Source organism: Pirellulales bacterium (assembly GCA_035533075.1).
Lineage (GTDB): Bacteria > Planctomycetota > Planctomycetia > Pirellulales > JAICIG01 > DASSFG01.
The window spans coordinates 69,116-91,346 of sequence record DATLUO010000064.1; the positions used below are offsets into that span (position 1 = coordinate 69,116).

Here is a 22,231-nt window from a genome sequence, read left to right on the forward strand (position 1 = left end):
GGGCATTGGGCATTGGGCATTAGGCATTGGGCATTAGGACGGATTTGAAAATCGCGCCTAACGCCTAACACCCAAAGCCTAACGCCTTTCTCCAACCGGGCACGACATTCCACATTACTCCTTCTCCTCCTCGCCCTCCGCCGGCGGCAGCCGCCCGGCTGCCTGGTAAGCCAGCAGGCGAGAATTCTCGTCGCTGCTCGCAGCCGGCAGCGGGCCGTAATCAATATGCCCGACGACCAACGTCAATTGCCGCGACTGCGAGGCGCCGGGCCGGATCGTCAGTCCGGCAACTTCGTCGGCGGTCCAGCCAACGACGCATAAATCGCCGCCCACGCGCCCGTCGCCAATCTGGTTCTGCGCCAGCCGATACATGCTCCGCAAGTTCAGGCCGTCGTTGAATTGTTCGACAGTGACCGTCGATTTATCAAGCTGGTCCGACCACGAATCGGTCTCATCCGCCTTGCGATCGAGCAACTCGACGGTGACCGCGGCCCCGGCGCCGACCAGGCCGGCCCAGGCGCTATGCCGCGGCCCAATCACGCCCACGCCTTCCAATGCAAAACGCGTGTCGTTGGTCAGCCGGTAACGGTTGCCGCCCAAGGGCTGCCAGCCGAAGCCGCCCCCGGCGTCGAGCATCTCCTCGCTGTGAACCATGCCCGTCGTGTTCGACGAAATCTCCAGACCGTCCAGCGTCACCTGGGCCACCTCGTCGTCCTCGGCAAGCTGCGGAGTGCGCCGGTAGGCGACCGTGGTCAGCCCCTGGCCGATCACGCGCCGCTGTCCGGCCGCGAACGGCAGGGCCGCCGCCGACTGGTCGTCGAAGCGAAGTTGATAGCGTGTGCCCAAAGAGCTGTAAAGGGCCAGGTAGCGGGTCAGATGCCCGCGCGGATACGTGCCCTGAACTTCCAGCACGGCCAATTCGCTTTTCGATCGGGCAAAGCCGATGTCGAGCTGCGCCAAATAGACGACCGCCAACGCCCCGCCGATGGAAATCACCGGCGCCGCCGCCCAGGCCCATTCGACCCGTCCCAAGACGCGAAAAAAGCCCCAGTTGATCGGCACCAGGACCGCGATATAGGCGCCCAGCACCATCACCACGAACCGCGCGTCGGGCACCGTAATGCCGGCCGCTTTGCGCAGCGCGTCGAGTGCCACGTTCGAGGCCCCGCTGAAATCGTTCCAGCCCGCCGGGCCTGAGCCATACTGCGGCTCGCCTTCGCCCGCTTGAATCTGCGGCATCCCGAAGCGATTGAACTGGTTCGCTTGCTGGAACTCGTCGACCGGGGGCGCGGTGGGAGCGGCGCGAGTTCGCACCAGGTCGCCCAGCAGCTTGGGCGGAGCCTCGGCGTCGCGCGTGAAGTAGCGCACCTGGCTCACGCGCTGCGCGTCGTGCGACGGGTGCCCGTCGAGCCAATCGACGAACAGCGTTTCGTTGGTGAAGTGGAACTTGCGCGGCGCGCGGCGCAGCAAACAGGCGTTGAAGAAATTGTCGAAGCTGGGCCACTCGTGCAGCTCGCGCTGGCTGAGACGAAAGGCCGTCAGCACGATGCGTCCGCGGCCGACGCGGCGCTCGGCGACGAGCGGTTCTCCCGCCGACGCGACCAGCGTGGCGGCGTTCTCGGCCAGCTTGAGGTGGACGCCGCTCCAGGCACGCACGGCTTTGAGTACACGGTCGCCCTTGAGCCAGCCGGCGTTCAAGGTCTGGAGCGCGTCGACCGTGATCTGCCAGGTTTCGCCCGCCGAGGCCGGCAAGAACTCTTCCAAAAAACTCCCTTTGAGCGTGGGGAGCGTTTCGGGACCGCTGACGATAAGCTGCCCGCCCCAGTGCAGCCAATCGAGCATCGCCTGCTGCTGCTCGGTCGAGAGCTTCTTGGGTTCGAGGTCGTCCCAAATCACGTAGGCGATGCTCGTCCAGCCGAGCGTTTGCGAGGGCACCGGCGCCAGCGTCTTGATGTGCGGCAGTGCCACGCGATAGTGATGGGCATTGAGCGGCTCGATCAGCGCCTCGTTGGGCGCGGTGACCGAATCGAGGCTCTTCAAGAACGAGTAGGAATCGGGGTTCAGCGCCAGCACGAGAAGGTAATACTGGTGCGGCGGCATGGGGCGGATGGGCTGCGTCTCGCCGAACACGGGCGTGCCGCCCACGCCTCGCAGCAGCCGCGTGGCCACATTTTTGCCGCGGGTTTCCACCGGCGCGAAGACCGAAAACTCCAGCATCCGCCCTTGGCCTTTGGGCAGGATGACCGGCCGCGTAGTGCGCAGCTCGAAGGGAACTTCGTCAAGCGGCACCGGCCGGGCGGTCATATCGAGCGTTTCGCTGAGCAGTTCGCCGCGGAAGTCGAAATTGTTTGCCCGCGAAAGCAAGGAAGCGTTGGTCCAATGGCCCGGCTTGATGAACACCTGCTGGCGGTTCTCTTTGTCTTCCACACCGCCCGGCTGCACCGCGAACCGCAGAAACTCGAAGTTCGGCTTCTCCTGCTCCTTCTTCTTCAGTTCTTCGCGTTTGGCCTCGCGTTCTTCTTCGGTCAGCGGATCGTCGGAGCGGCAGCCGCGGCAGCCGACGACGGCCGGCGCCAGGCAGAGCCACACCAGCCAACCGACCGCGCAGCGCCGCGGAAGCCACTTTCGGGACGGCGGGGATGTAGGGGGGCGGCTTCGCGGATGGGCCATCGCTGTGTTCTGCCGCGTATTGCGGCTTGGTGCGGGCGGTGAGTCTCGTGTGGCAAGGCGTCTGTCATGAGTTTAAGCCTTTGCGGGCGGCAGAGAAAGTGTTCGCCGTCACTCTGTGCGGTTGCCGCTGCCCTCGACGCGATCGGCGACGAACGTGCGGTAATAGAGTGCGCACAGCAAGAGGTCGTCGTTGACGTCGGGCGGCAGGGCGAGCTTCTCGCGCAGCGGCTCGCCGACGTGCATGGCGATTTCCATCCGCCGCCGCCAGGGAAACGTTTGCCGCCGCTCGACGTAAGCGGCCAATGCCCGTGCCAGGCCGCGGCCCGGCTTGAACCCCGCCGGCAGCTCGGCCGCCAGCCGGACCGCTTCGGGCTCATTGATCTGCACCACGCCGTAGTGCCGCTGCGGCTCTTCGATGATCACCATCGTGCCGGCCGCCAGATCGCCCAAGCGCTGATAGCGGTCGTTCATCGTGGCCGTCGCCAGGCCCAGCAGGTAGGTGGGAAACGAGATTGGAAAGGAGCCTAAATCGAGCGTCGCCTGCGGCAGCGCATCGGCCGACCGTAGAAAGTTGCGCAGCACGGCTTGCCAGCCGTTGATGGGTTGCCCCTCGTCGGAGACAACCCGGATGCGCATGAGCCGCTTGCCGGGCGTCTGGCCGTTCCAATAGGCCTCGAACAGGCCGCCGTAAAACCAGTCCAGCACGAACCAGGCGACCATCCCCAACCCGACGCCCATGCCCTGCTGTCCCAGAACTCCGAAGCCAACGTAGAGCCCAAACCAAAGCATGGCGAGCGCCGCCACGCGGACCGCCACATCGATCAGATACGCCGGCAAGCGGCGAAACGGCCCCGCCACGCGGTACCGAAAGGCGATATTCTCAGGCGTGACAATCTCGATGCGCGTGTCGATCGGTGCGGCCTGAAGGTCCATAGTACACTCTCCGTCAGCAAACCACGAACGAGCAACCAGCAATCTACCGCAGGATGTAATTTTTCACGTCACCATTACGACTTGACGGGCTGGTAAGCCCATCCTCCCGCGTTACGCCAGCCGCTTGATCTCGGTGAACTCGTCGATCGACACCGTGGAGAGCGAGCCGTCGTCGAGGCGGAGCGTGATCTCGTCGCTGAACACTTTGTCGTCGAGGTTGCGGCGAAAGTGCAGGCCGTGGCGGCGGCGCGTCACGTGCTCCACCGTGCCCACGGTGCGGGTGGTCCAGACCTTCAGCCCCACCTTGATCTGATGGATCACTTCGATGCGATACCCCGGCCGCAGGCTGTTCAGTGCATCGCGTGTTGTCGGTTCGATCGCGGACATCACTCACACTTCCTTGGAATTGATCCAACTCATCAGGCGCCGCAAGCGGCGGCCGACTTCCTCGATGCCGTGCGAACGTTCGCGACGACGCATGGCCTTGAAGGCCGGTGCGTTGGCCTTGTTTTCCAGAATCCACTCACGCGCAAACTGCCCGCTCTGAATCTCCTCCAGAATCTTCTTCATCTCGGCCTTGGTCTCCGCCGACACGATGCGCGGGCCGCGCGTGTAGTCGCCGAACTCGGCCGTGTTCGAGACGCTGTAACGCATGTAGTTCAGGCCGCCTTGATAGAACAGATCGACGATCAACTTCAGCTCGTGCATGCACTCGAAGTAGGCCATTTCCGGCTGATAGCCGGCCTCGACCAGCGTCTCATAGGCGGCCTTGACGAGCGCGCTCACGCCGCCGCAAAGTACCACCTGTTCGCCGAACAGGTCGGTCTCGGTCTCTTCGGCGAAGGTGGTTTCAATCACGCCGCCCCGCGTGCCGCCGATGCCCTTGGCATAGGCCAGGCCGAGTTGCCGCGTCTTGTCGCTGGCCTCCGGATTCAGGGCGATCAAGCACGGTACGCCGCCGCCTTTCTCGAACTCGCTCCGCACCAGGTGGCCGGGACCTTTGGGGGCCACCAGCAGCGTATCGACGCCGTCGGGCGCCACCACTTGGCCGAAGTGAACGTTGAACCCGTGCGAGCACATCAGGATGTTGCCCGGCTGCAGATGCGGACGCACGCTCTGGCGATAGATGTCGCCTTGCACTTCGTCGGGCAAGAGCATGTTGACCATGTCGGCCTGCTCGGTCGCCTCTTCCACCGAAAGCGGTTTGAAGCCGTGGCTGACGGCCAGATCGTAGTTCGGGCTGCCCGGCCGCTGCCCCACCACCACGGTGCAGCCGCTGTCGCGCAAGTTCTGGGCATGGGCGTGGCCTTGCGAACCGTAGCCCAAAATGGCGATGGTCTTGCCTTTCAACAGCGAAAGGTCGGCGTCTTTGTCGTAGTAGATTTTGGCGGGCATGGCAGAAACTTCTTAAAGGTAATAGGGCGCTACTTTGAATCGCTGGCTAATTCGGCCGTCTTGCGTGCCCCGCGGACCATGGCGATGCGGCCGGTGCGGACGAGCTCCTTGATGCCGAAGGGCCGCATCAGTTCGATGAATGCCTCGATCTTGCGTTCCGGTCCGGAGATCTCGATCATCATTTCTTCGGGACAAACGTCGAGGATGCGGCCGCGGAAGACCTCGACCAACTCCTTGATCTCGCTGCGCATGCCGCCGTTGGCGGACGACACCTTGATCAGCATCAGGTCGCGTTCGACGAAGTCTTGCGAGCTGACGTCCAGCACGCGGACCACGGTGACGATCTTTTCGAGCTGTTTGCGGACTTGCTCCAGCACGCTATCGTCGCCGACGACGACGAAGGTCATCCGCGAAAAGTGCGGGTCTTCCGTCTCGCCGACGGCCAGGCTATCGATGTTGTAGCCGCGCGAGGCGAGCATGCCCGAAATGTGCGCAAGCACTCCCGGCACGTTCTGGACCACGGCGGACAACACATGACGCATGCCGGACTCCGACCCCAAGGAAAGCCACTATCGTAGTTTGCCGTGCCCAGAGCGACAAGGGGCGGCAGGGGCGGCATCGCCACCTGCCGCCGCAGCCGACGCTGACCTCCGCCAACGTCAACGGCCGCGGCGAGCAATCGCGGGTCGCCGCTACCGACGTCCAACCACAAAGAGCACGAAGGGCACAAAGAGGTCGATCTGGCTCTTTGTGTTCTTCGTGCCCTTTGTGGTTCGCTTCTTTGGCAACGGACTACGGGCAACTGACTACGGATCCTCCTGTGACTTTTGGACTTTCGACTTTGGACTTTGGACTTGAGGCTCCGCTCCGCGGCTTTCATTCAACGCCGCCAGATCCCAGCGAGTCCGGCCCTTTTTGGTTTCGGTTGCTGGTGACGAGCACATAACCCTTGTCCTGACATGCTTGCCAGACTTCGGCGTCGGCAGACTCAGCATCGAGACCGACGTCGTCGAAAGTTGCGTAACGGATGCCGAGCGCCTCCCAGAACTCAACCCAGGCGTCGGAGGTGAGCAAATCCACGAGGAAGTCGACGTGCCCTTGAATGTTCACGTCAGCAAGGATGCCCGTCACCGTTCGCACCCTGGGCTAAACGTTGGCGCAGTCTTTCTTGAATCGCCGGCCATTTTTCGCGGGCCCGGCGTAAGAGCTCTTCGACGTGCGGCGGATTGCGGCGCGTGGCGTTCCGCTCGCGAATGCGGCGGTCCTCTTCCATCACTTCGTCGCGATGCTCGTCAACGTAACGCTCCACCGCCTGGATCTCGGCCACGGAAAGACTCGGCATGATCTGGCGAATCTCTTCGTAGCTGTATTTCAACTGGAAGTAGGGCACCAAGTCCTGCACGGTAATCCGGCTCGTCGAGAGCTGCGGCCCCCGGCCCTTATCGACAATCGTGATTTCAGCGTTCAGGTCACATCCCCCCATTCGCCCCCGCTCTTTATTCTATCGTCGGCAGTCTTTGAACAGAAGCGAACAAAAGGCAACGAAGAAAGGCATAGGCGTGATGCCCCGGATTTCCATGCCAACCCTATGCCTGCTGCATTAGTTCCCCTATCTCGCGGCTGGGCTCTTTGGCACCCCATCGATCCGTTGCAACAGTTTATTGGCGAGGTTGGGTGAGCCAGGAAGCCCCAACCTTAGGGCGCTTTTGAGGTAAGCCTTGGCCGTTTGCCGGTGTGGCTCGAACCGCGCCAGCGCGAAGGCGGCGTAGCAGCGGACTTTCAAGTCGACCAGGTGGTTTGCCGTCACGATGCGCTCTAAGGCGGGCACCAAGGGCTCCGCGTGCGGACCGAGTTCCCACACCGTGTCGGCGATCTTATCAGCGACGTTGTCGAATGGGTCCCCTCCGAAGCTGAACATACTTGCGGTACTTCCGATTGCCGATCTTCGCTCCCACTCCAGCAACAAACTCCGCATGCGGGGAACGAGAGAAGGGTGGGTGGGGTCGATTCTGGCCAGCGTCAAGACAGCTCCTCCCCTGATCGACCGATCATCGAAATTGGCGAGTCGGAGAAGCTCAGGCACCGCGTCGCGCGCTCCCGAGCCTATGCCAGCCAGCGCATCGAGGCGAGCAAAGTATTCGCCCGGAAAGTAGTCGTATTCGTCCGAGTCGGGCAACTGCCGTATGGCTTTCAGCGATTCCAGGAGCTTGGGGACGACCGCCCTTGCCGTCGGGCCGATATGGCCGAGCGCCTCGGTCGCCGCATCGCACGAATCCTCGTCGTCCAGCAACTCGATAAGACGAGGAACCGAATCCTTGGCCGTCTGGCCGATCCGACCCAGCGCCTCGGCGGCCGCGCGACGCACGTCCCGGTTGTCGTCTTGCAAGGCTGCGGTCAAATAGGACAGCTCGGGACCATTGGAGGCCATGCCCACAACTGCGTCCTTGGCCGCCGGGCCGACCCGGCCCGCCACCTCAGCGGCCGCGCGGCGGACGTTCGGGTTGTCGTCTTGCAAGGCTTCCGTCAAATAGGAATGCAGGTCGGTTGCCGACTCGAGGAGCATCGCAAGAATCTCGTCCGCCGACGCGCCGAATTCCGAGATCAGCAATGCCTCCTCAACCCGCTCATCCTGGTTCTGGCTCTTCGGTGCGGGACGCAACCTCGCGCGCAGAGACTTGTCGGAAACCCCCATCTGCTGCAGGGCACGCAGCGCGGCATTTCGCAGATCCTCGTCAGGCGAGTCGACCAAGAGCCATACGCGGTCAGCGGCTGGCGCCGCGTCTTGGCCAATGCTTGCCAGGGCGTGTATGGCCGGATATTGGAAGTCGGCATAGTCGAGCGCCGTCACCAACGTCGGCACGGCGGGCTTGGCCGGAGGACCGATCAATGCCAGATATCTCGGGATGACCAATCGCCTATCGGGCTCTGCCAGCGCGGCCAGTCTTTGCTCCATCCATTCCAGGAAACGAATTGTCGCGGTCCGCTGGCTATCGCGCTGCGGATCGAGGGGCACGCCCGACGCATCCGTCGGGATGCCGAGGACACGTTCGCGAGCGCGTCGCACCTCAGGCAGCGCCTCGTTGGCGATGGTTTTGACCCGCTCGAGAACCGCTTGCACCGTATGGGGCAACCGAGCTCTTTCGATCAGCGCCCGCTTCAGCGCGCCGTCGAGGGCGGAAACGGCGGGCGGGCCCAATCTCACCAGTGTGCCCTCCCCCGGTAGCCCCCATATATTGTATTGCTGAAAACTGACTAAGAACTCGACGAGGTCGTCCGCGAGCCGATTAGCCGCCGACCCCATCGCCCAGAGATAAGAAGCCGCCTGAATAGCGGGAACATGTTTCGAGCGCAGCGCTCGTTTGAGGATGGGGAGGAACTCGCTATCGCTCGGTTCGATCGCACCCAGCGCCGCCGCGCAGGCCAGCACAACTTCGGCATCGGGGTCTTGCAGCCGGGCTCGCAACGCGCGGGCGGCCTGACTCGCCTTTTCCCCCAGCCGCGAGAGCTGCGGCCGGAAGAACGACCACCGTCCGTTGCACGGCTGCCACGTCTTTTTCCGGCGATTTTTTTGAAGGCTTCCAAGGTGTTCGAAGGCTGCCAACGTTCGCAATGGTTGATCGCTCTGCTTCGTTTGGCGCGAGTTGGCGATCTTCGAAGGGCCCACAGCGGCGCGCTTGTATAAGCGGATGTCGACGCGGTCGGTCGCGGAATCGCAACATCTTTGGCAGAAAGGGCTTGCGACCACAGCCAATGGTGGGGTGTTTGTCCACTTCGGCTGCGCGCAGCCGAAGTGACGGCGGTTCGTTTCGCCTCCGGCGGCACGTGCCGATGCGACACGCGTGTCGCATCGTTGCGAGGTAAACGGCTTTCCTCTCGCGGAGCGAAAGGGCTACGGTGGGCAAATGCGTCGCGCGACGCATTCGTCTCCCACGCCCGCCGGCGCTAAGTGCCGATGCGACATGCGTGTCGCACGCCGCGCGCGCCAAGGCGATCTGGCAGGTCTATCGCACGCGATAGGCCGTTTCGATCAGCACCGTCTCGACGGGCAGCTTCTTGAAGTCGTCTTTGTCCTGCACTTCGATGGCCGAGATTTTGTCGAGCACGTCCAGCCCCTCGGTCACCTCGCCAAAGACGCAGAACCCGTATTCTTCGGGACGTTCGCCGCGATGGTCGAGATGCGGATTTTCCGCCAGGTTGATGAAGAACTGGCAGGTGGAGCTGTCGATGTCGTCGATCGAACGGGCCATGGCGATCGTGCCGCGCACGTTCTTGCGACCGTTGGCGGCCTCATTGGGAATCGGATAGCGGCTCTGCCTTTCGACCAAATCGGGCGTGTACGCCCCGCCGAGCGCGACGTAACCGGCGTCGATCTGGTGGAAAATCGTCTGGTTGTAGTGGCCGCTCTCCACGTAGTGCAGGAAGTTGTGTACCGTCCGCGGGGCCGCTTGCGGATCGAGCTTGATCGTCAGGTCGCCCAGCGACGTCTTGAGCACGACGGTCGGGTAATAGGCCGCGCTGGCATCGAGCGGTTTGGCGGCCTTGCCTCGCTTTTCGGCGGGCGCCCCCGAAACGACGTTGTCGTCAGCAGTGTCGGTGTCAGTATTGGCCGTGGCCTGTTCCTCGGGCGGCGGCGACGAACGGTTGCAGCCGGCGAGAAGCGGCCAGAAGCAGGCGAGTGCCAGCAGGACATCGGTGGCGGAACGGCTGAGGGGCATCCATGCCTCCATGCGGTCTTTCGGGGTTGGGTCGCGGGTCGTCGCCGCGCGGGCGCGGCCAAGCATCGTGCGGCGGCGAGCCCGACGCCGGCACGGGGAAACATCATGGGCAAAATCGCCATTTATGGCAAGATCATTGAGCCGTTGCTAAATGTGGGATAGGATTGGGGCGTTCCATCTATTGCCTGGGTAGCGTGCCAATGGCAGACAATCTGTCCTATTTGCCAAGCGATCGCCCGCCGGGCATCGGCCGGCGACGCTGGCTCAAGGTGAGCAGCGTCGGCTGGCTGAGCGCGGCCTTGCCCGGCGGACGGTGCCGGGCAGACGGCGAACGTGCGCAGGCCGCCAAGGGGCCGGTCCGGTCCTGCATCGTGGTCTTTCACTACGGTGGTCCCAGCCAGTTCGAAACTTACGATCCGAAACCCCAGGCACCGCAGGGCATCCGCGGCGAGTACGCGAACATCGCCACCGCGGTGCCGGGCGTCATGATCGGCGAGCACCTGCCGCGGGTCGCCCGCATCATGGACCGCCTGGCCCTGGTGCGGTCGATGCACCATCCGATGCGGAACCACAATGCGGCCGCCGCCGAGGTGCTGACGGGCCGCACGCCCGCCGGCGGCGACCTGGAACTGCTGGCCGATGAAGCCCAATCGTTTCCCACCCTCGGTTCGTCGCTGAGCTATGCCTTGGGCAGTCGTGCGCACACGCTGCCCTATGTGGCTCTGCCGTACACTATTTACAACGTGGTGCAGTTGCCCGGTCAGACGCCGGGCTTCTTGGGTGGCGCCTACGACCGGTTTCAGGTGACGGGCAACCCGAACAACCCCAGTTTTCGCGTTGCCGCGCTGGAGCCGCCCGCACAACGACCATCGACCGATCTTAGCTCGCGCACGACGCTGTTCCATCAACTCGATCGGCTCGATGCGGACGGGCCCCAGCGGCAGATGCGCACCTATCAGGAGCGGGCACTCGCGCTCATCTCGTCCGATGCCGTGCGCCGCAGCTTCGATCTCCAACAGGAAGATGCCAAAGTTCGCGACCGGTATGGCCGTCACTTGCTGGGGCAAAGCTTGTTGCTGGCACGGCGGCTCGTGGAAAGCGGCGTCAACTTTGTAACTGTTTTCGACGGCCAGAGGAACGGCCAAGACGCCAACTGGGACAGCCACCAGACCATTTTCCCGCGGCACCGGCAATTGATACCACCGGCCGACGAAGGCTTTTCGGCGCTCGTTGAGGATCTCGAAGCCCGAGGGTTGCTGGAGTCGACGCTCGTGGTGGCGATGGGCGAGTTTGGCCGCACGCCCAAGATCAACGCCAATGCCGGCCGCGACCACTGGCCCGATTGTTTCACCGTCGTGCTGGCGGGCGGCGGAGTTCGGGGCGGCGCGGTGTACGGCGCGAGCGACAAGATCGGAGCGTATCCCGACCGCGATCCGGTGACTCCCGCCGACCTGGCGGCCACGCTCTTCTGGCGTTTCGGCATCGACTCCTCCTTGGAAATCCACGACCCCACGAACCGGCCGTTTCGCCTGGCCGAGGGCCAGCCGCTGAAGGCCCTGTTCGGGTAGGCTTGCTAGGATTCCGCCGGTGACGCACGAGGCAGCCGTGGCGTACAATTGAGCGTCCGATCAACCCATTGTTCTCGATTTTGCGGTAATGCCGATGCTGGAGCGCATCCACGTCGAAAACTACAAATGCCTGCGCGACGTGACCGTCGATCTTGGTGACTTCACCGTCTTGATCGGACCGAACGACAGCGGTAAGAGCAGCTTTTTAGAGGTCGTACAGACATTTGGGAGACTCGCAAGGCAAGACTTTGCGGGGACTTTTGCAGGCGACCGCACGCTGGCAAACCTCGTTTGGCACAAAGACTCAAGCCGACAGATCGTTCTTGGTGTGGCAGGCATAACCTCTGAGCATCGGTTCTCTTATCAGTTGGAGGTTCCGGTCGATGGTTCTCCACAGCGAGAAAGTCTCGAGTGGGACGGGCAGCGACTGTTCTGGACGGAAGAGGTTTCTTCCGGACCGGCGTCCGCTCAAGTCATCGCCATTGCCACAGGTCAAGGTAAGCAAAACCAACCGGTCCGGCCACAGAATCTGTTTCTTCGGCAGTTTGTCGGCCAACGTAGTGCGGCGTCGGCGATCCTCGAACGCGAGTTAACAGCAAGCGTCGAGTACCATTTCGATCCGGAGAAGCTGTCGAAGCCTTCCGTTCCGAAGCCGGCGGCCATGTTGGAGCCATCGGGTGCAAATCTTGCTGCCGTACTCGACGTAATGCAAAACTCTGCTGACCGGTCAGAATTTGAGGCCGTGCAGAAGTCGTTGCACGACGCGGTTCCATCGATTGCCGGTATTGTACTACCGCCGACGCCACAGCAAGCAGGTGCGAAGGCGCTCGAGTTCATCCTTTCCGGCAATGGCCATCCGCGAGCGACAATACCGGCGTCGTTGGCGTCGAGTGGATCGTTGCTTCTTACCGCTTTTCTAACGCTCGCCTACACCAAGTCGCCGGGAATACTTCTTTTTGAGGAACCTGAAAATGGTTTGCACCCATCCCGGTTGCAGATGGTCGTCGACATCCTCCGCAGAATAGGTCGTGGTGAAGTGGGAAATCGGAAGCGGCAGGTTATCGTCACGACGCACAACCCAGTGTTGCTGAATTATGCCACGCCCGAGGAGGTGCGAGTCTTCGTCCGCCATCCCGAAGAGGGCACCCGAGTCCTTCCCATGACCAGTGTTCCCGACATTGACCGGTTGCTCAAGGAGTTCTCTTTGGGCGAGCTTTGGTATCTACTTGGCGAAGAGAAACTCTTTCAGGAACAACCAGCGTGAAAGTGCTTTTCGTCGGCGAGGGTCCGCACGATGTTGGGTCTCCCAATCGAATTCCCGGGCAGCCTCGTCCCGCGGGCGGCACAATTCCCACTTTGACGCGCCGTGTCTGCGATCGGGTCGCTCCCGATTCGATCGCCATCACCTGGTCTGAGATCCCCCGATTTCACGCCTCCGGCAAGAAGCGAGGGTTTCCGGCGAAAATCATGGCGGCGGTCTTGCTTTCCATGCGCAGCTTCGGCTGTGCCGGAACGATCGCAGTTGCCGACCGTGATGGGAAAGCCGAGCGAAATGCCGAATTAGAAGCGGGAGTCGTACAGGCGCAGCAGCTCTTTCCAGGCCACGCGGCTGCCTGGGGAACGGCGGTCGAATCGATAGAAGCATGGACGTTGGGCGCACCGCAAGCGATCGCCGAAGAGCTCGAGGTTGACGTTCGCTTGGTCGAGCAGCAATACCCAGCAGGCGTGCATGTCGAAGCGTCGTCTGAGACCAGCGGGAAACTCGACCATCGGCCGAAGCGACTTATCGAACGGCTTGCCCAGTTGAAACACCGGCACGACTCGGCCGAGTTTCGCGCAGCCGTCGCCGAGCGTACCGACGTGGACGCCTTGGCACAGGCCTGTCCGCAAGGCTTTGCACCGTTCGCGGAGCGGATTCGCCGCGCCTTCGGTCCAACGACTGTTTGACGCTGCAACGCGAGCATCACGGCGTTTGGATTTGGATATCGCACACCACCATTCGATGATCGGAATGCATCGTCTTCTGGCTGTAAACGTCGACGGCGCGGAGCCGTGGCGAGAGCCAAATCTGGTCGATCCGCAAGAAGGGCGCGGCGTTGATGATGGTGTTCCCCCAACCTCGGCCTGCTTCGGCGAAGGCATCGTGCAGCGAGGTAGCGAGCGTCTCGAACACCGCGTCGCCGGGCGGTGCGTTGAAGTCGCCACCGACAATCAAGGGTATACCGGTGGACCAAGTAGGGACGGCGCCGAAGATCGCTTCCAGTTGTCTCCGCCGCCGCATGCGGTTGGCCGTTTGCTCGCGCCAACATTCCGGCGACCAAAGGTCGATCCGCACCAGCGGGGCCTCCAACCGCAAGCTGACGACGTTCATCTCGGTGCCGTCCGTCAGTTGGACGTTCGCAATCACCGCGTGACTGGCCGCGCTGTCGGGCAGGGGTAGCGCGGCGATCGTGCCTCGCGCGACCATCGACGTATCGACGCCCGACAACACTTGCCCGTCGTCGCCAAATAATTCGCGTGCCAGCGCCGCGAGCGGCTCCCGGCCAGGTGACTCTTGCAGCAGTACGATGTCGGGCCGCAACGCAGCCACTTCCTCGACCGCTCGGCTGATCCCCGCGCAGTTGAGCGAGACGATTCTGAGCGTCCGGCGGCCGCCGCTTGCTCGCAGACGGAGCAGGCTAAACGGATGATCTGCGAAGACGGCCAGAACAAGGCACCAGGCCAGTGCGACGGCCAGCGAATGCCGTCGGCGCATTTGCCGTCGTGCGGCGGCGACGAGAACGATGCCGGCCAGTGGCCAGAGCCAGATTGGAAACACAGTCACCGCGGCCCAGGCATCGAGTCGCCACGTGTAGCAGACGCTGATGGCCAAGCACAAAACGATGGAAACCGCTAGCGCCGCCCGAGCGGCGTGCTTGGCGAGGCGCCTACCGTATCCTTGCGGCTGCTCCGCCTGGCGTTCTTCGGCCATATTGGCACTCGAGACGAAAGTGATTGGTTGTCGGCACCAACGCTGCTCCGTCTATGCGCCGCGCGGCAGTGCCGCTAAGCTTTATTGAAGCTTGTGGCATCCTCCGTTGCCACCCTGTCACGCCCTTTACTGATTTTCAAGCAAGGAAAGATTGCCATGGCTAAAAAAGCCAAAGCCCGACATATTCTCGTCAAAAGCAAGGAAGCCTGCGACGACCTCAAGACACAAATCGAAGAGGGGGCCGACTTCGCCGACCTGGCGCGGCAACACTCGCAATGCCCGTCGAAAAACGAGGGTGGCGACTTGGGCGAGTTCCGACCCGGCCAGATGGTGCCTGAGTTCGACCGCGTGGTGTTCAGTTGCCCGGTGGGCGAAGTGCAGGGGCCGGTGAAAACGCAGTTCGGCTGGCACCTGGTGGAAGTGACCAGCCGCGTCGATTGAGGAAACCCCGTTCGCCCGGAACATTCACGGAGGAGTTTTATGGAAGGCGAAGTGACGAGCGCCGCCCGCCCGCGTGGCCGCGTGTGCTGGTGGTGGCTGGTGGCGATTCTGCTGGCCGGCGGCGCGCTGCTCGGCGGACTGCAGACGCCCGAATTGTTTCCCGACGACGCGCATCGCAATTTGGCCACGATTGCGGCCACGCTGCTGGTGACGGGCATGCTGACGCTGTGGGCCATCTTCGGCACGGGACTGGCCCGCGCGCATCAAATCCGCTTGCTCGTGGCGGCGGTCGTAGCGGCCGCGGCCTTGATCGGGTGCTTTCGCGTGGAAGGCTATTCCGGCAATCTCACGCCTCGCGTCACCTGGCGGTGGGCGGCCAAGCCCGACGAGTCGTTGGCCACCCGTGCTTCACCGAAGCCGGCGGAAGCAAGTGCGCCGCTGGCCGATCTGAACACCACGACCGAGCACGACTTTCCGCAGTTTTTGGGGCCGCATCGCGATGCGACGGTCGAAGCGCCGGCGTTCGAACTCGATTGGAGCGCCCATCGGCCGCGGCAGCTTTGGAAAAAGCCGATCGGGGCCGGCTGGTCGTCGTTCGCGGTCGTGGGCGACTATTGCGTCACGCAAGAACAGCGCGGCGACGAAGAGTGCGTGACGTGCTACGCCTTGAAAAGTGGAGAGTTGCTGTGGATTCACGCCGACCCCGGCCGATTCAGTCACCCGCTGTCGGGCGACGGCCCGCGTTCGACTCCCACGATCGACGAGGGCCGCGTCTACACGATGGGCGCCTTCGGCCGGCTGAACTGCCTCGATGGCCGCTCGGGCGACTGCCTTTGGACGCACGACGTTGTCAAAGAGAACCACGCCTCTTCGCCGCAGTGGGGCAAGAGCTGTTCGCCGCTCGTGGTTGACGGTTGGGTGGTGGTCAGCGCCGGCGGCAAGGACGGCCGTTCGCTGCTGGCCTACGACAAGCAGACGGGCGACATGGCCTGGCACGCCGGCGATCAGCCTTCGAGCTATGCTTCGCCGCGGCTGGTGGAGTTGGTCGGCGTGCGGCAGATCCTGATGGTCAATAAAGCGTCCGTGACGGCCCACGCTCCCGACGACGGGCACCTCCTGTGGGAATTCAAATGGCCCGGCGAAGAGCCGAAGGTGCCCGATGCGGTGGCCGTGGACGGCAACCGGGTCTTCGTCTCCGCCGGCTACGGCCTGGGCTGCAAGCTGCTCGCAATCGAGACGTCGAGCGATGACAAGTTGGCTCCGAGAGTCGACTGGGAGAACAAGGCCCTGAAGCCGAAGTTTACGAACGTCGTGATGCACGACGGTCATGTCTACGGCCTGGACGACGGCCGGGCACTGGTCTGTCTCGACCTGAAAGGCGGCAAGCGGCGTTGGCGCGGCGGCCGCTACGGGCACGGGCAAATCCTGCTGGTGAACGACGTTCTCCTGGTGCAAGCCGAGTCGGGCGAAGTCGCCTTGGTCGAAGCCTCGCCGGAACGGTTCCGCGAGCTAACTCATTTCGCCGCTCTGGACGGGCAAACCTGGAACAACCTCGTCGTCGCCGGCCGATTGCTGCTGGTGCGGAATGCCACCGAGGGGGCGTGCTACGAGTTGCCCGCAACGGAGTAGCCCGCATGACCCAGTCTCCGCAGTCGCCCGAATTGCCCAATGACGATTCTCGATTTGATCTTGCGGGAGCTGCGGCAATAACGCGAATCCGTGAATACCGGCCAAATGCGGGTCAGCACGAGCGATCTTTGGCGGAGTTGCTCAAGTGGGCGGCGGATCGCGGCGTCGAAGTTCCGGATTTTGCCAAAGTCGAAGTGGACGAAGAATTCCAACCGGCGCGGAACGGCGTTGCGGTCGATGCCAAATACTGCGGATTTCAAGGCGCAATACCAGACGAATTGATATACTGGAGCAGCCGGACGAACTGCCACCGCAGCATCGTAGATCAGGTATTCGGCGCCGTGATCATCAATCTCGCGCCAGGCGTGGTGCTGAACGACGAGCGATTCCTGCATATTCTCGCTCATGAAGTGTTCGAACTCGCGGCGTTGAAAAAACTGTTCGACGAAAGCGGCGGCTACATGACTGCCGAGCGGCTCTATGCATTGACCGAACCGCTCAGTACGGTGAAAAACCTGCATTGGCATGCTTGGGAACAAGCTGATTACGTACTTGAACGATTGCGAGAGGCTGGCAAATGACTTCCATTCAAACGGACGAAGCAGTTTCGAGAGCTAAACGACTTCTCGGCGTTTATGAACGAAAAAAGATCACGGGCAACACTCTGGTGTGCGAGATCGCAGGTTTCGCGACGCCTGAGACCGTCAATGACATCATGGATGCCCTTACGCCTGAGGCCCAATCGCTGTTCAAGCAGTGGATCCCATCGCTGCCGGATGACGATTACAGAGGCCTCGTCTTTTGGCCGCTGCCGCCTGGAGTAACGCCTGCCTTCAAGAAATGGCTCCAGGATCACGAGCGAAACGGGCAAGCCGCGCAGCAACAGGGCGAGTAGGTGGTTTGCGCCGCTATCCTCCGCCGGCCGCCAGCCAGCCGCGGGTGATGTAGTCGCTGAAGGAAAGGCCGAACATGATGGCCAGCCAGAAGAAGCCGGCGCAGGCCACCAGCCGCGTCAGCGGCTTGCTGTAACGCAGGTTCATGAAGAACAGCATGATCAGCGTCATTTTGGCGGCCGCGATCCCCGTCGATGCAATGAAATTGCCGCGACCCAAGTCGATCTCGGCGATCGCGATCGTGGCCGCCAACAACAGCATCAGCGCGAAGAAATTGGCCACCAGGCCGAGCACCGAGGGGTGCGGCGGCGCGTGATGCGAAGAGTCGTGTCCGTGGTCGGCGGTTTCGCTCATGTCAGTGGCGCGCCCCGATGAGATAGAGGAAGGGAAACAGAAACACCCACACGATATCGACAAAGTGCCAATACAGGCCGGCGATGTGGACCGGCGTGGAATAGTCGCCCAGCAGGCCGCCCCGCAACGCTTTGACCAAGAGCACCGTGAATATTCCCATGCCGATGATCATGTGGATGGCGTGGATGCCCGTCATCACGAAGTACAGGTCGAAGAACATTTCCGCCGTGGCGGGCGAAGCCTTGCCGTGATAGATGAACGGCAGCCCGAACAGCGGCATGTGGTGCTCCTCGAACTTCTCGTAGTATTCGTAGAACTTGATCCCCAGGAATCCGGCTCCCAGCACCATCGTCAACAGCAGGCAGACCACAAGCATCGCGCGGCGCGACGTTTCGCCGGCATGCACCGCCAGGGCCACAGTGAGACTGCTGCACAACAGCACGGCGGTGTTGATGCCGCCCAGCCAGAGGTTCATCGTGCTGCTGGCGTCGGCGAAGCCCGCTTCATCACGCAGGCGGTAGAGCGTGTAGGCCAGAAACACGCCGCCGAAGAACAAAACCTCGGTGCAAAGAAACGTCCACATGCCGAGTTCGTCGGCCTCGCGTTGCTGCTCGAGGTCGTCGAACTGATGGGCCACCGGGCCGTGGACGGAATGGGCTTCGGACATAGACGCGGGCCTTAGCTTGGTATGTGCAGTCTAGCGGTGGCTGGGGCAGAGAAGGTAGGGTGGGGCCAGCGAGCTTGCGAGCGCCGGCCCACCGTAAAAAAGGCGTTGCTAACGGTGGGCCGGCGCTCGCAAGCTCGCTGGTCCCACCCTACGACTCCATTGCGCATCGTTTTGGATCCTGTCATGGAGCCTCGATGGGTTCGGGCGTAAACTCTGCGGGCCGATCGCGCCGCTCGGCGTCGAGCTTGGCGTAATCGTAAGGCTCGTCACTGACGATCGGCGTCTTGACAAAATTCTCGGTCGGCGGCGGCGAGGCGGTCGTCCATTCCAGCCCTGTCGCCCGCCAGGGATTGGGCGGAGCGTACGGTCCATAACGTAGCGACCACAGCAAGTACGTCAGCGGAAACAAATAACCGAGCGCCAGAATCGACGCTCCGGCCGACGACATCACGTTGAGCACCTGAAACTCTTCGGGATAGACATGATACCGGCGCGGCATGCCCAGATAGCCCAGCACGTACTGCGGGAAAAAGGTCAGGTTGAAGCCGACAAAGATCAAGATCGCCGATAACTTGGCCCACGCTTCGGGATACATTCGCCCGCTGATCTTCGGCCACCAGAAATGAAGGCCGCCCAAGTACCCCATTACCGACCCGCCGACCATAATGTAGTGAAAGTGGGCCACGACGAAGTAAGTGTCATGAACATGGACGTTCACTCCCAGAGCGGCGAGAAAGAGGCCCGTCAAGCCGCCCATGGTAAATAGGCCCACGAAGCCCAGCGCATAGAGCATCGGCGTTTCGAAGCTGATGGACCCTTTGTAAAGCGAGGCCGTCCAGTTGAATACTTTGACTGCCGAGGGAATGGCCACCAGATAGCTGAGCATCGAAAACACCATGCCGGCGTAGAGCGATTGTCCGGACACGAGCATGTGATGCCCCCATACCAGAAAGCCGAACACCGCAATGGCGAAGCTGGAAAAACCAATGAACGTATAGCCGAAGATCTTCTTGCGACAGAAGCAGGGGATGATTTCGCTCACTACGGCCATCGACGGCAAAAGCATGATGTACACCACGGGGTGCGAATAGAACCAGAACAGGTGCTGAAACAGAATCGGGTCGCCGCCCAGTCGCGGATCAAAGATGCCAAAGCCCAACAATCGTTCGCAAGCGATCAGGAACATGGCGATCGCTACCACCGGCGTCGCCAGAACAAAGATGATGCTGGCGGCATACATCGACCAGATAAACAGCGGCAGCCGGAACCAGTTCAGCCCCGGCGCCCGCATTTTGTGAATCGTGACGATGAAGTTGAGTCCGGTGAGGATGGATGAAAACCCGTTAATGAAGATGCCGATGGCAGTGGCCATCACGTGGGTGTTGCTATAGGTGCTGGTATACGGTGCATAGAAGGTCCAACCGGTATCCACGCCTCCGGCCGCCAGGGCGTAGAGCGTAAAGAGGCCGCCGGTCATGTACACATACCAGCTCAGCAGATTGAGCCTGGGAAACGCCAGGTCGCGGGCGCCGATCATCATCGGCACCAGAAAATTCCCCAGCGTCGCTGGGATCGACGGCACCAGAAAGAAAAAGATCATGATCACGCCGTGGGCCGTGAACAGCTTGTTGTAGGTCTCGGTCTGAACCAGGTCGCCTTCGGGCGTCATCAAGTCGAGCCGCACCACGGTGGCCGCCGCGCCGCCGATCACGAAGAAGAACGTGATCGACAGCAGGTAGAGCAGCGCGATCCGCTTGTGGTCGGTGGTGAGGAGCCAGGAGCGCACCGTGTAGCCGGCGTTCAGATAGTTCCGCTTCGGGGGCGCGTCGGCGGTTTGCGTTCTTTCCAGCGTTGCCACACTCATGGTTCGGTCCTTGCCCGTTCTTGCTTGGCCAGCGATTTGATATAGGCGATCACGTGCATCAGGCCCTCTTCGCCAAGCTGCCCCTCGAAGCTGGGCATGATGGGGCGAAAACCGGCCACCACCTGGTCCGCCGGGTGCAGAATCGACCGGCGCAAATAGTCGTCGTCGGCCGTCACCGTCTGGCCGCCCTCCAGTTTCACGGGGTTGCCGTAAACTCCTTCCAACGGCGGGCAGCGGCTGGTGGGACTGCCGCCGCGATGGCAGGTGGAGCAGCGCATTTCCTCGAACAGCCGGCGGCCCGCTTCGAGGGGCGACTCGCCCGGCTTGCCGCCGCTGAGCCAGGCCTGATATTCGCTCGGCTCCATGACCACCACGCGGCCCTTCATCAGCGAGTGGTTCGTGCCGCAATACTCGGCGCAGAACAGATGGAACTCGCCGATCTTGTTGGCCTCGAACCAGGTGCCGCTGTAGCGGCCGGGCAGCACGTCCTGCTTCACGCGAAAGGCCGGCACGAAGAAGCTGTGGATCACGTCTTCCGAAATCATGTGCATGCGCACGGGCTGGCCCAGCGGCACGTGCAGTTCGTTGATCTCGCGCCGCCCTTCAGGATGCTGAAACTTCCACATCCATTGCTTGCCCACGACCTCAACCTCCAAGGCGCCGGGCGGCGGGCGGCTGATGTCGAAAAACAGCTTGGCGCCCCAAAAGAAAATGATCATGGCCAGTACCAACGGACCGCCCATCCACAGCACTTCGACTGCCCAGGGATGGTGCTCGTGCATCGTGCGGTCAACTTGGGCCCCGCGGCGGTACTTGATCGAAAAGAAGACGATCAAGACGGCGACCATCACGGTGAAGAAGGTCGCCACGCCGAGCAGAAAGAAATAGAGCATATCGACCTGCGGCGCGTGGGTCGAAGCCTGTTCGGGCAGAAGACGAAAGCCGTCGTTGGTCATCGGCGCCTGTCTCCTTGCAACTCGTAGGGTGGGACCAGCGAGCTTGCGAGCGCGTCGGGGAAATTGCAAATTGCAAATTGCGAATTGCAAATTGCAAATTGGACGAAGGCGCCGCGCGGCGCGTAGATGCCTACTTGGCTCCGCGGTCGCCGTTGCACCCGATACCGCGCACCTGCGCGGCTTCGCATATCAATTTGCAATTTGCAATTTCCCCGCTCAGTCATGCGCCACCTCCAAGTCTAAACGTTCCGTGGAATGTGCCGCGGCCCGCGAGCGGCGGCGCTCCAGCCGGTACATGGCCACCAAGAACCCGCCCAGCAACAGCACCGTGAGCGAGCCGGCCAGCCGTATCACGTTGGCGATCACCACGCCGTACTTGCCGGTCAGCGGGTCGTAATGGAAGCAGAGCAGCAGCACCGTGTCGACCGGCGAGCCGATGCGGTTCTCGCCGCTTTCGACCAGCGCCAGCCGCAAATGGGTCGGCTCGTATTCAATGCCGTACAGATACCGCGACAGCTTGCCTTGCGGCGTGGCGACCACAATCCCGCTGGCATGAGCAAACTGGTCGCTGGCGGCGTCGTAGCGGTAACGAAAGCCGACCGCCTCCGTTAGCCGCCGGACCGATTCCTCGCTGCCGGTCAAAAAGTGCCAGCCCCGAGCGGCGCCGTCGCGGCGATATGCCCGGACGTAGGCCGCCTTTTTCTCGGCCGCCAGTTCGGCTGTTTCGCGCGGGTCGAAGCTGACGGTGACCACTTCGTAGTCCTCCCCGATCGTGTATTTAACGGCCTGGCTGCTTTTCAAAAAGCCGTTGAGCACCTGCGTGCAGAGCATCGGGCAGCGGTAATAGACCAGCATCAGCACCACCGGCTTCTCGTGAAAGAAGCGGCCCAGCTTGACCGCCTGGCCCGCTTCGTCGCGCAGCTTAAGGTCGAGTGGAAGTTGTTCTCCGAGATGCTGATCGATGCCGATCTGGCTGACCATGCCGGCCACCTTGCCCTGATCGGCCGGCGTGTGATACTCGGCCGTCGCGAAGGGACGCTGTGCCTCGGCTTGGCTGCAAATGAGGAGCAGCGTCGGTAGGAGGAAATTGCAAATTGCAAATTGCAAATTGCAAATTGCAAATCGTTGTGCGTGCGGCAACTCGTAGGGTGGGGCCAGCGAGCTCGCGAGCGCCG

General features: G+C 62.3%; 22 protein-coding genes. 7 read left to right on the forward strand and 15 right to left on the reverse strand.

Annotated elements, in window-relative coordinates; translation table 11 throughout:
* Positions 1-114: 114 nt before the first annotated feature.
* From VNH11_08565 to VNH11_08605, 9 genes are all read right to left on the reverse strand, one after another.
* Positions 115-2,589, reverse strand: a complete 2,475-nt coding sequence (locus VNH11_08565; protein ID HVA46412.1) for a hypothetical protein — start codon at positions 2,587-2,589, stop codon at positions 115-117.
* A 189-nt stretch (positions 2,590-2,778) separates the two neighbouring features.
* A complete protein-coding gene (locus tag VNH11_08570) occupies positions 2,779-3,603 on the reverse strand; it encodes an RDD family protein (GenBank protein HVA46413.1) in 825 nt (274 codons plus the stop codon).
* A 111-nt stretch (positions 3,604-3,714) separates the two neighbouring features.
* Positions 3,715-3,990, reverse strand: a complete 276-nt coding sequence (locus VNH11_08575; GenBank protein ID HVA46414.1) for a hypothetical protein — start codon at positions 3,988-3,990, stop codon at positions 3,715-3,717.
* Positions 3,991-3,993: 3 nt separating this feature from the next.
* Entirely contained in the window at positions 3,994-4,998 is a 1,005-nt protein-coding gene (gene ilvC / locus VNH11_08580) for a ketol-acid reductoisomerase (protein ID HVA46415.1), read from the reverse strand.
* A gap of 29 nt (positions 4,999-5,027) precedes the next feature.
* Entirely contained in the window at positions 5,028-5,540 is a 513-nt protein-coding gene (gene ilvN, locus VNH11_08585; protein ID HVA46416.1) for an acetolactate synthase small subunit, read from the reverse strand.
* Positions 5,541-5,874: 334 nt separating this feature from the next.
* The gene (locus VNH11_08590; GenBank protein ID HVA46417.1) at positions 5,875-6,129 is read right to left on the reverse strand and encodes a DUF5615 family PIN-like protein; all 255 of its coding nucleotides are present in this window, start codon (positions 6,127-6,129) and stop codon (positions 5,875-5,877) included.
* Entirely contained in the window at positions 6,110-6,481 is a 372-nt protein-coding gene (locus VNH11_08595; protein ID HVA46418.1) for a DUF433 domain-containing protein, read from the reverse strand. Before VNH11_08595 ends, VNH11_08590 begins: the two co-directional genes overlap by 20 nt.
* Before the next feature lie 126 nt (positions 6,482-6,607).
* Entirely contained in the window at positions 6,608-8,599 is a 1,992-nt protein-coding gene (locus VNH11_08600) for a HEAT repeat domain-containing protein (protein HVA46419.1), read from the reverse strand.
* 400 nt (positions 8,600-8,999) lie between these two features.
* Complete coding sequence (locus VNH11_08605) at positions 9,000-9,713, reverse strand: peptidylprolyl isomerase (GenBank protein ID HVA46420.1); 714 nt, start codon at positions 9,711-9,713, stop codon at positions 9,000-9,002.
* Positions 9,714-9,913: 200 nt separating this feature from the next.
* Between VNH11_08605 and VNH11_08610 the strand changes: the two genes are divergently transcribed.
* The 3 genes from VNH11_08610 (at position 9,914) to VNH11_08620 (ending at position 13,228) form a co-directional block, all read left to right on the forward strand.
* On the forward strand, positions 9,914-11,281 hold the full coding sequence (locus VNH11_08610) for a DUF1501 domain-containing protein (protein ID HVA46421.1): 1,368 nt from the start codon (positions 9,914-9,916) through the stop codon (positions 11,279-11,281).
* Between the two features lie 94 nt (positions 11,282-11,375).
* Entirely contained in the window at positions 11,376-12,545 is a 1,170-nt protein-coding gene (locus VNH11_08615) for an AAA family ATPase (GenBank protein ID HVA46422.1), read from the forward strand.
* Positions 12,542-13,228, forward strand: coding sequence for a hypothetical protein (locus VNH11_08620; protein ID HVA46423.1), 687 nt, complete (start codon positions 12,542-12,544; stop codon positions 13,226-13,228). The genes VNH11_08615 and VNH11_08620 overlap by 4 nt, the downstream gene beginning before the upstream one ends.
* A gap of 16 nt (positions 13,229-13,244) precedes the next feature.
* Here the strand turns inward: VNH11_08620 and VNH11_08625 are convergent, their stop codons facing one another.
* Positions 13,245-14,252, reverse strand: coding sequence for an endonuclease/exonuclease/phosphatase family protein (locus VNH11_08625; GenBank protein ID HVA46424.1), 1,008 nt, complete (start codon positions 14,250-14,252; stop codon positions 13,245-13,247).
* A gap of 156 nt (positions 14,253-14,408) precedes the next feature.
* On the opposite strand from VNH11_08625, the gene VNH11_08630 reads away from it, so the two are divergent.
* The 4 genes from VNH11_08630 to VNH11_08645 are packed head-to-tail and all read left to right on the forward strand — an operon-like array spanning position 14,409 to position 17,217.
* Positions 14,409-14,693 (forward strand): peptidylprolyl isomerase, encoded by a 285-nt coding sequence (locus VNH11_08630; GenBank protein HVA46425.1) that lies wholly within the window; start codon positions 14,409-14,411, stop codon positions 14,691-14,693.
* A 39-nt stretch (positions 14,694-14,732) separates the two neighbouring features.
* The gene (locus tag VNH11_08635) at positions 14,733-16,322 is read left to right on the forward strand and encodes a PQQ-binding-like beta-propeller repeat protein (protein ID HVA46426.1); all 1,590 of its coding nucleotides are present in this window, start codon (positions 14,733-14,735) and stop codon (positions 16,320-16,322) included.
* 5 nt (positions 16,323-16,327) lie between these two features.
* The gene (locus VNH11_08640; protein ID HVA46427.1) at positions 16,328-16,903 is read left to right on the forward strand and encodes a hypothetical protein; all 576 of its coding nucleotides are present in this window, start codon (positions 16,328-16,330) and stop codon (positions 16,901-16,903) included.
* Entirely contained in the window at positions 16,900-17,217 is a 318-nt protein-coding gene (locus VNH11_08645) for a hypothetical protein (GenBank protein ID HVA46428.1), read from the forward strand. The genes VNH11_08640 and VNH11_08645 overlap by 4 nt, the downstream gene beginning before the upstream one ends.
* 13 nt (positions 17,218-17,230) lie before the next feature.
* Here the strand turns inward: VNH11_08645 and VNH11_08650 are convergent, their stop codons facing one another.
* From VNH11_08650 to VNH11_08670, 5 genes are all read right to left on the reverse strand, one after another.
* Positions 17,231-17,569 (reverse strand): cytochrome C oxidase subunit IV family protein, encoded by a 339-nt coding sequence (locus VNH11_08650; protein ID HVA46429.1) that lies wholly within the window; start codon positions 17,567-17,569, stop codon positions 17,231-17,233.
* A 1-nt stretch (position 17,570) separates the two neighbouring features.
* Positions 17,571-18,236, reverse strand: coding sequence for a cytochrome c oxidase subunit 3 family protein (locus tag VNH11_08655; GenBank protein HVA46430.1), 666 nt, complete (start codon positions 18,234-18,236; stop codon positions 17,571-17,573).
* Positions 18,237-18,417: 181 nt separating this feature from the next.
* The gene (locus tag VNH11_08660; protein ID HVA46431.1) at positions 18,418-20,100 is read right to left on the reverse strand and encodes a cytochrome c oxidase subunit I; all 1,683 of its coding nucleotides are present in this window, start codon (positions 20,098-20,100) and stop codon (positions 18,418-18,420) included.
* Positions 20,097-21,056, reverse strand: coding sequence for a cytochrome c oxidase subunit II (gene coxB / locus VNH11_08665; GenBank protein HVA46432.1), 960 nt, complete (start codon positions 21,054-21,056; stop codon positions 20,097-20,099). Before coxB ends, VNH11_08660 begins: the two co-directional genes overlap by 4 nt.
* Positions 21,057-21,272: 216 nt before the next feature.
* Positions 21,273-22,231: SCO family protein (locus VNH11_08670; GenBank protein HVA46433.1), on the reverse strand; the 959-nt coding region annotated here is incomplete at its 5' end.

Excerpts from the sequence above, each read along its gene's own strand:
- VNH11_08650 (HVA46429.1), bottom strand. The coding sequence starts at position 17,569 with ATGAGCGAAACCGCCGACCACGGACACGACTCTTCGCATCACGCGCCG.
- VNH11_08635 (HVA46426.1), top strand. The coding sequence starts at position 14,733 with ATGGAAGGCGAAGTGACGAGCGCCGCCCGCCCGCGTGGCCGCGTGTGC.
- VNH11_08645 (HVA46428.1), top strand. The coding sequence starts at position 16,900 with ATGACTTCCATTCAAACGGACGAAGCAGTTTCGAGAGCTAAACGACTT.
- ilvN (HVA46416.1), bottom strand. The coding sequence starts at position 5,540 with ATGCGTCATGTGTTGTCCGCCGTGGTCCAGAACGTGCCGGGAGTGCTT.
- VNH11_08640 (HVA46427.1), top strand. The coding sequence starts at position 16,328 with ATGACCCAGTCTCCGCAGTCGCCCGAATTGCCCAATGACGATTCTCGA.
- VNH11_08615 (HVA46422.1), top strand. The coding sequence starts at position 11,376 with ATGCTGGAGCGCATCCACGTCGAAAACTACAAATGCCTGCGCGACGTG.
- VNH11_08605 (HVA46420.1), bottom strand. The coding sequence starts at position 9,713 with ATGCCCCTCAGCCGTTCCGCCACCGATGTCCTGCTGGCACTCGCCTGC.
- ilvC (HVA46415.1), bottom strand. The coding sequence starts at position 4,998 with ATGCCCGCCAAAATCTACTACGACAAAGACGCCGACCTTTCGCTGTTG.
- coxB (HVA46432.1), bottom strand. The coding sequence starts at position 21,056 with ATGACCAACGACGGCTTTCGTCTTCTGCCCGAACAGGCTTCGACCCAC.
- VNH11_08595 (HVA46418.1), bottom strand. The coding sequence starts at position 6,481 with ATGGGGGGATGTGACCTGAACGCTGAAATCACGATTGTCGATAAGGGC.
- VNH11_08625 (HVA46424.1), bottom strand. The coding sequence starts at position 14,252 with ATGGCCGAAGAACGCCAGGCGGAGCAGCCGCAAGGATACGGTAGGCGC.
- VNH11_08660 (HVA46431.1), bottom strand. The coding sequence starts at position 20,100 with ATGAGTGTGGCAACGCTGGAAAGAACGCAAACCGCCGACGCGCCCCCG.
- VNH11_08630 (HVA46425.1), top strand. The coding sequence starts at position 14,409 with ATGGCTAAAAAAGCCAAAGCCCGACATATTCTCGTCAAAAGCAAGGAA.
- VNH11_08570 (HVA46413.1), bottom strand. The coding sequence starts at position 3,603 with ATGGACCTTCAGGCCGCACCGATCGACACGCGCATCGAGATTGTCACG.
- VNH11_08575 (HVA46414.1), bottom strand. The coding sequence starts at position 3,990 with ATGTCCGCGATCGAACCGACAACACGCGATGCACTGAACAGCCTGCGG.
- VNH11_08655 (HVA46430.1), bottom strand. The coding sequence starts at position 18,236 with ATGTCCGAAGCCCATTCCGTCCACGGCCCGGTGGCCCATCAGTTCGAC.
- VNH11_08610 (HVA46421.1), top strand. The coding sequence starts at position 9,914 with ATGGCAGACAATCTGTCCTATTTGCCAAGCGATCGCCCGCCGGGCATC.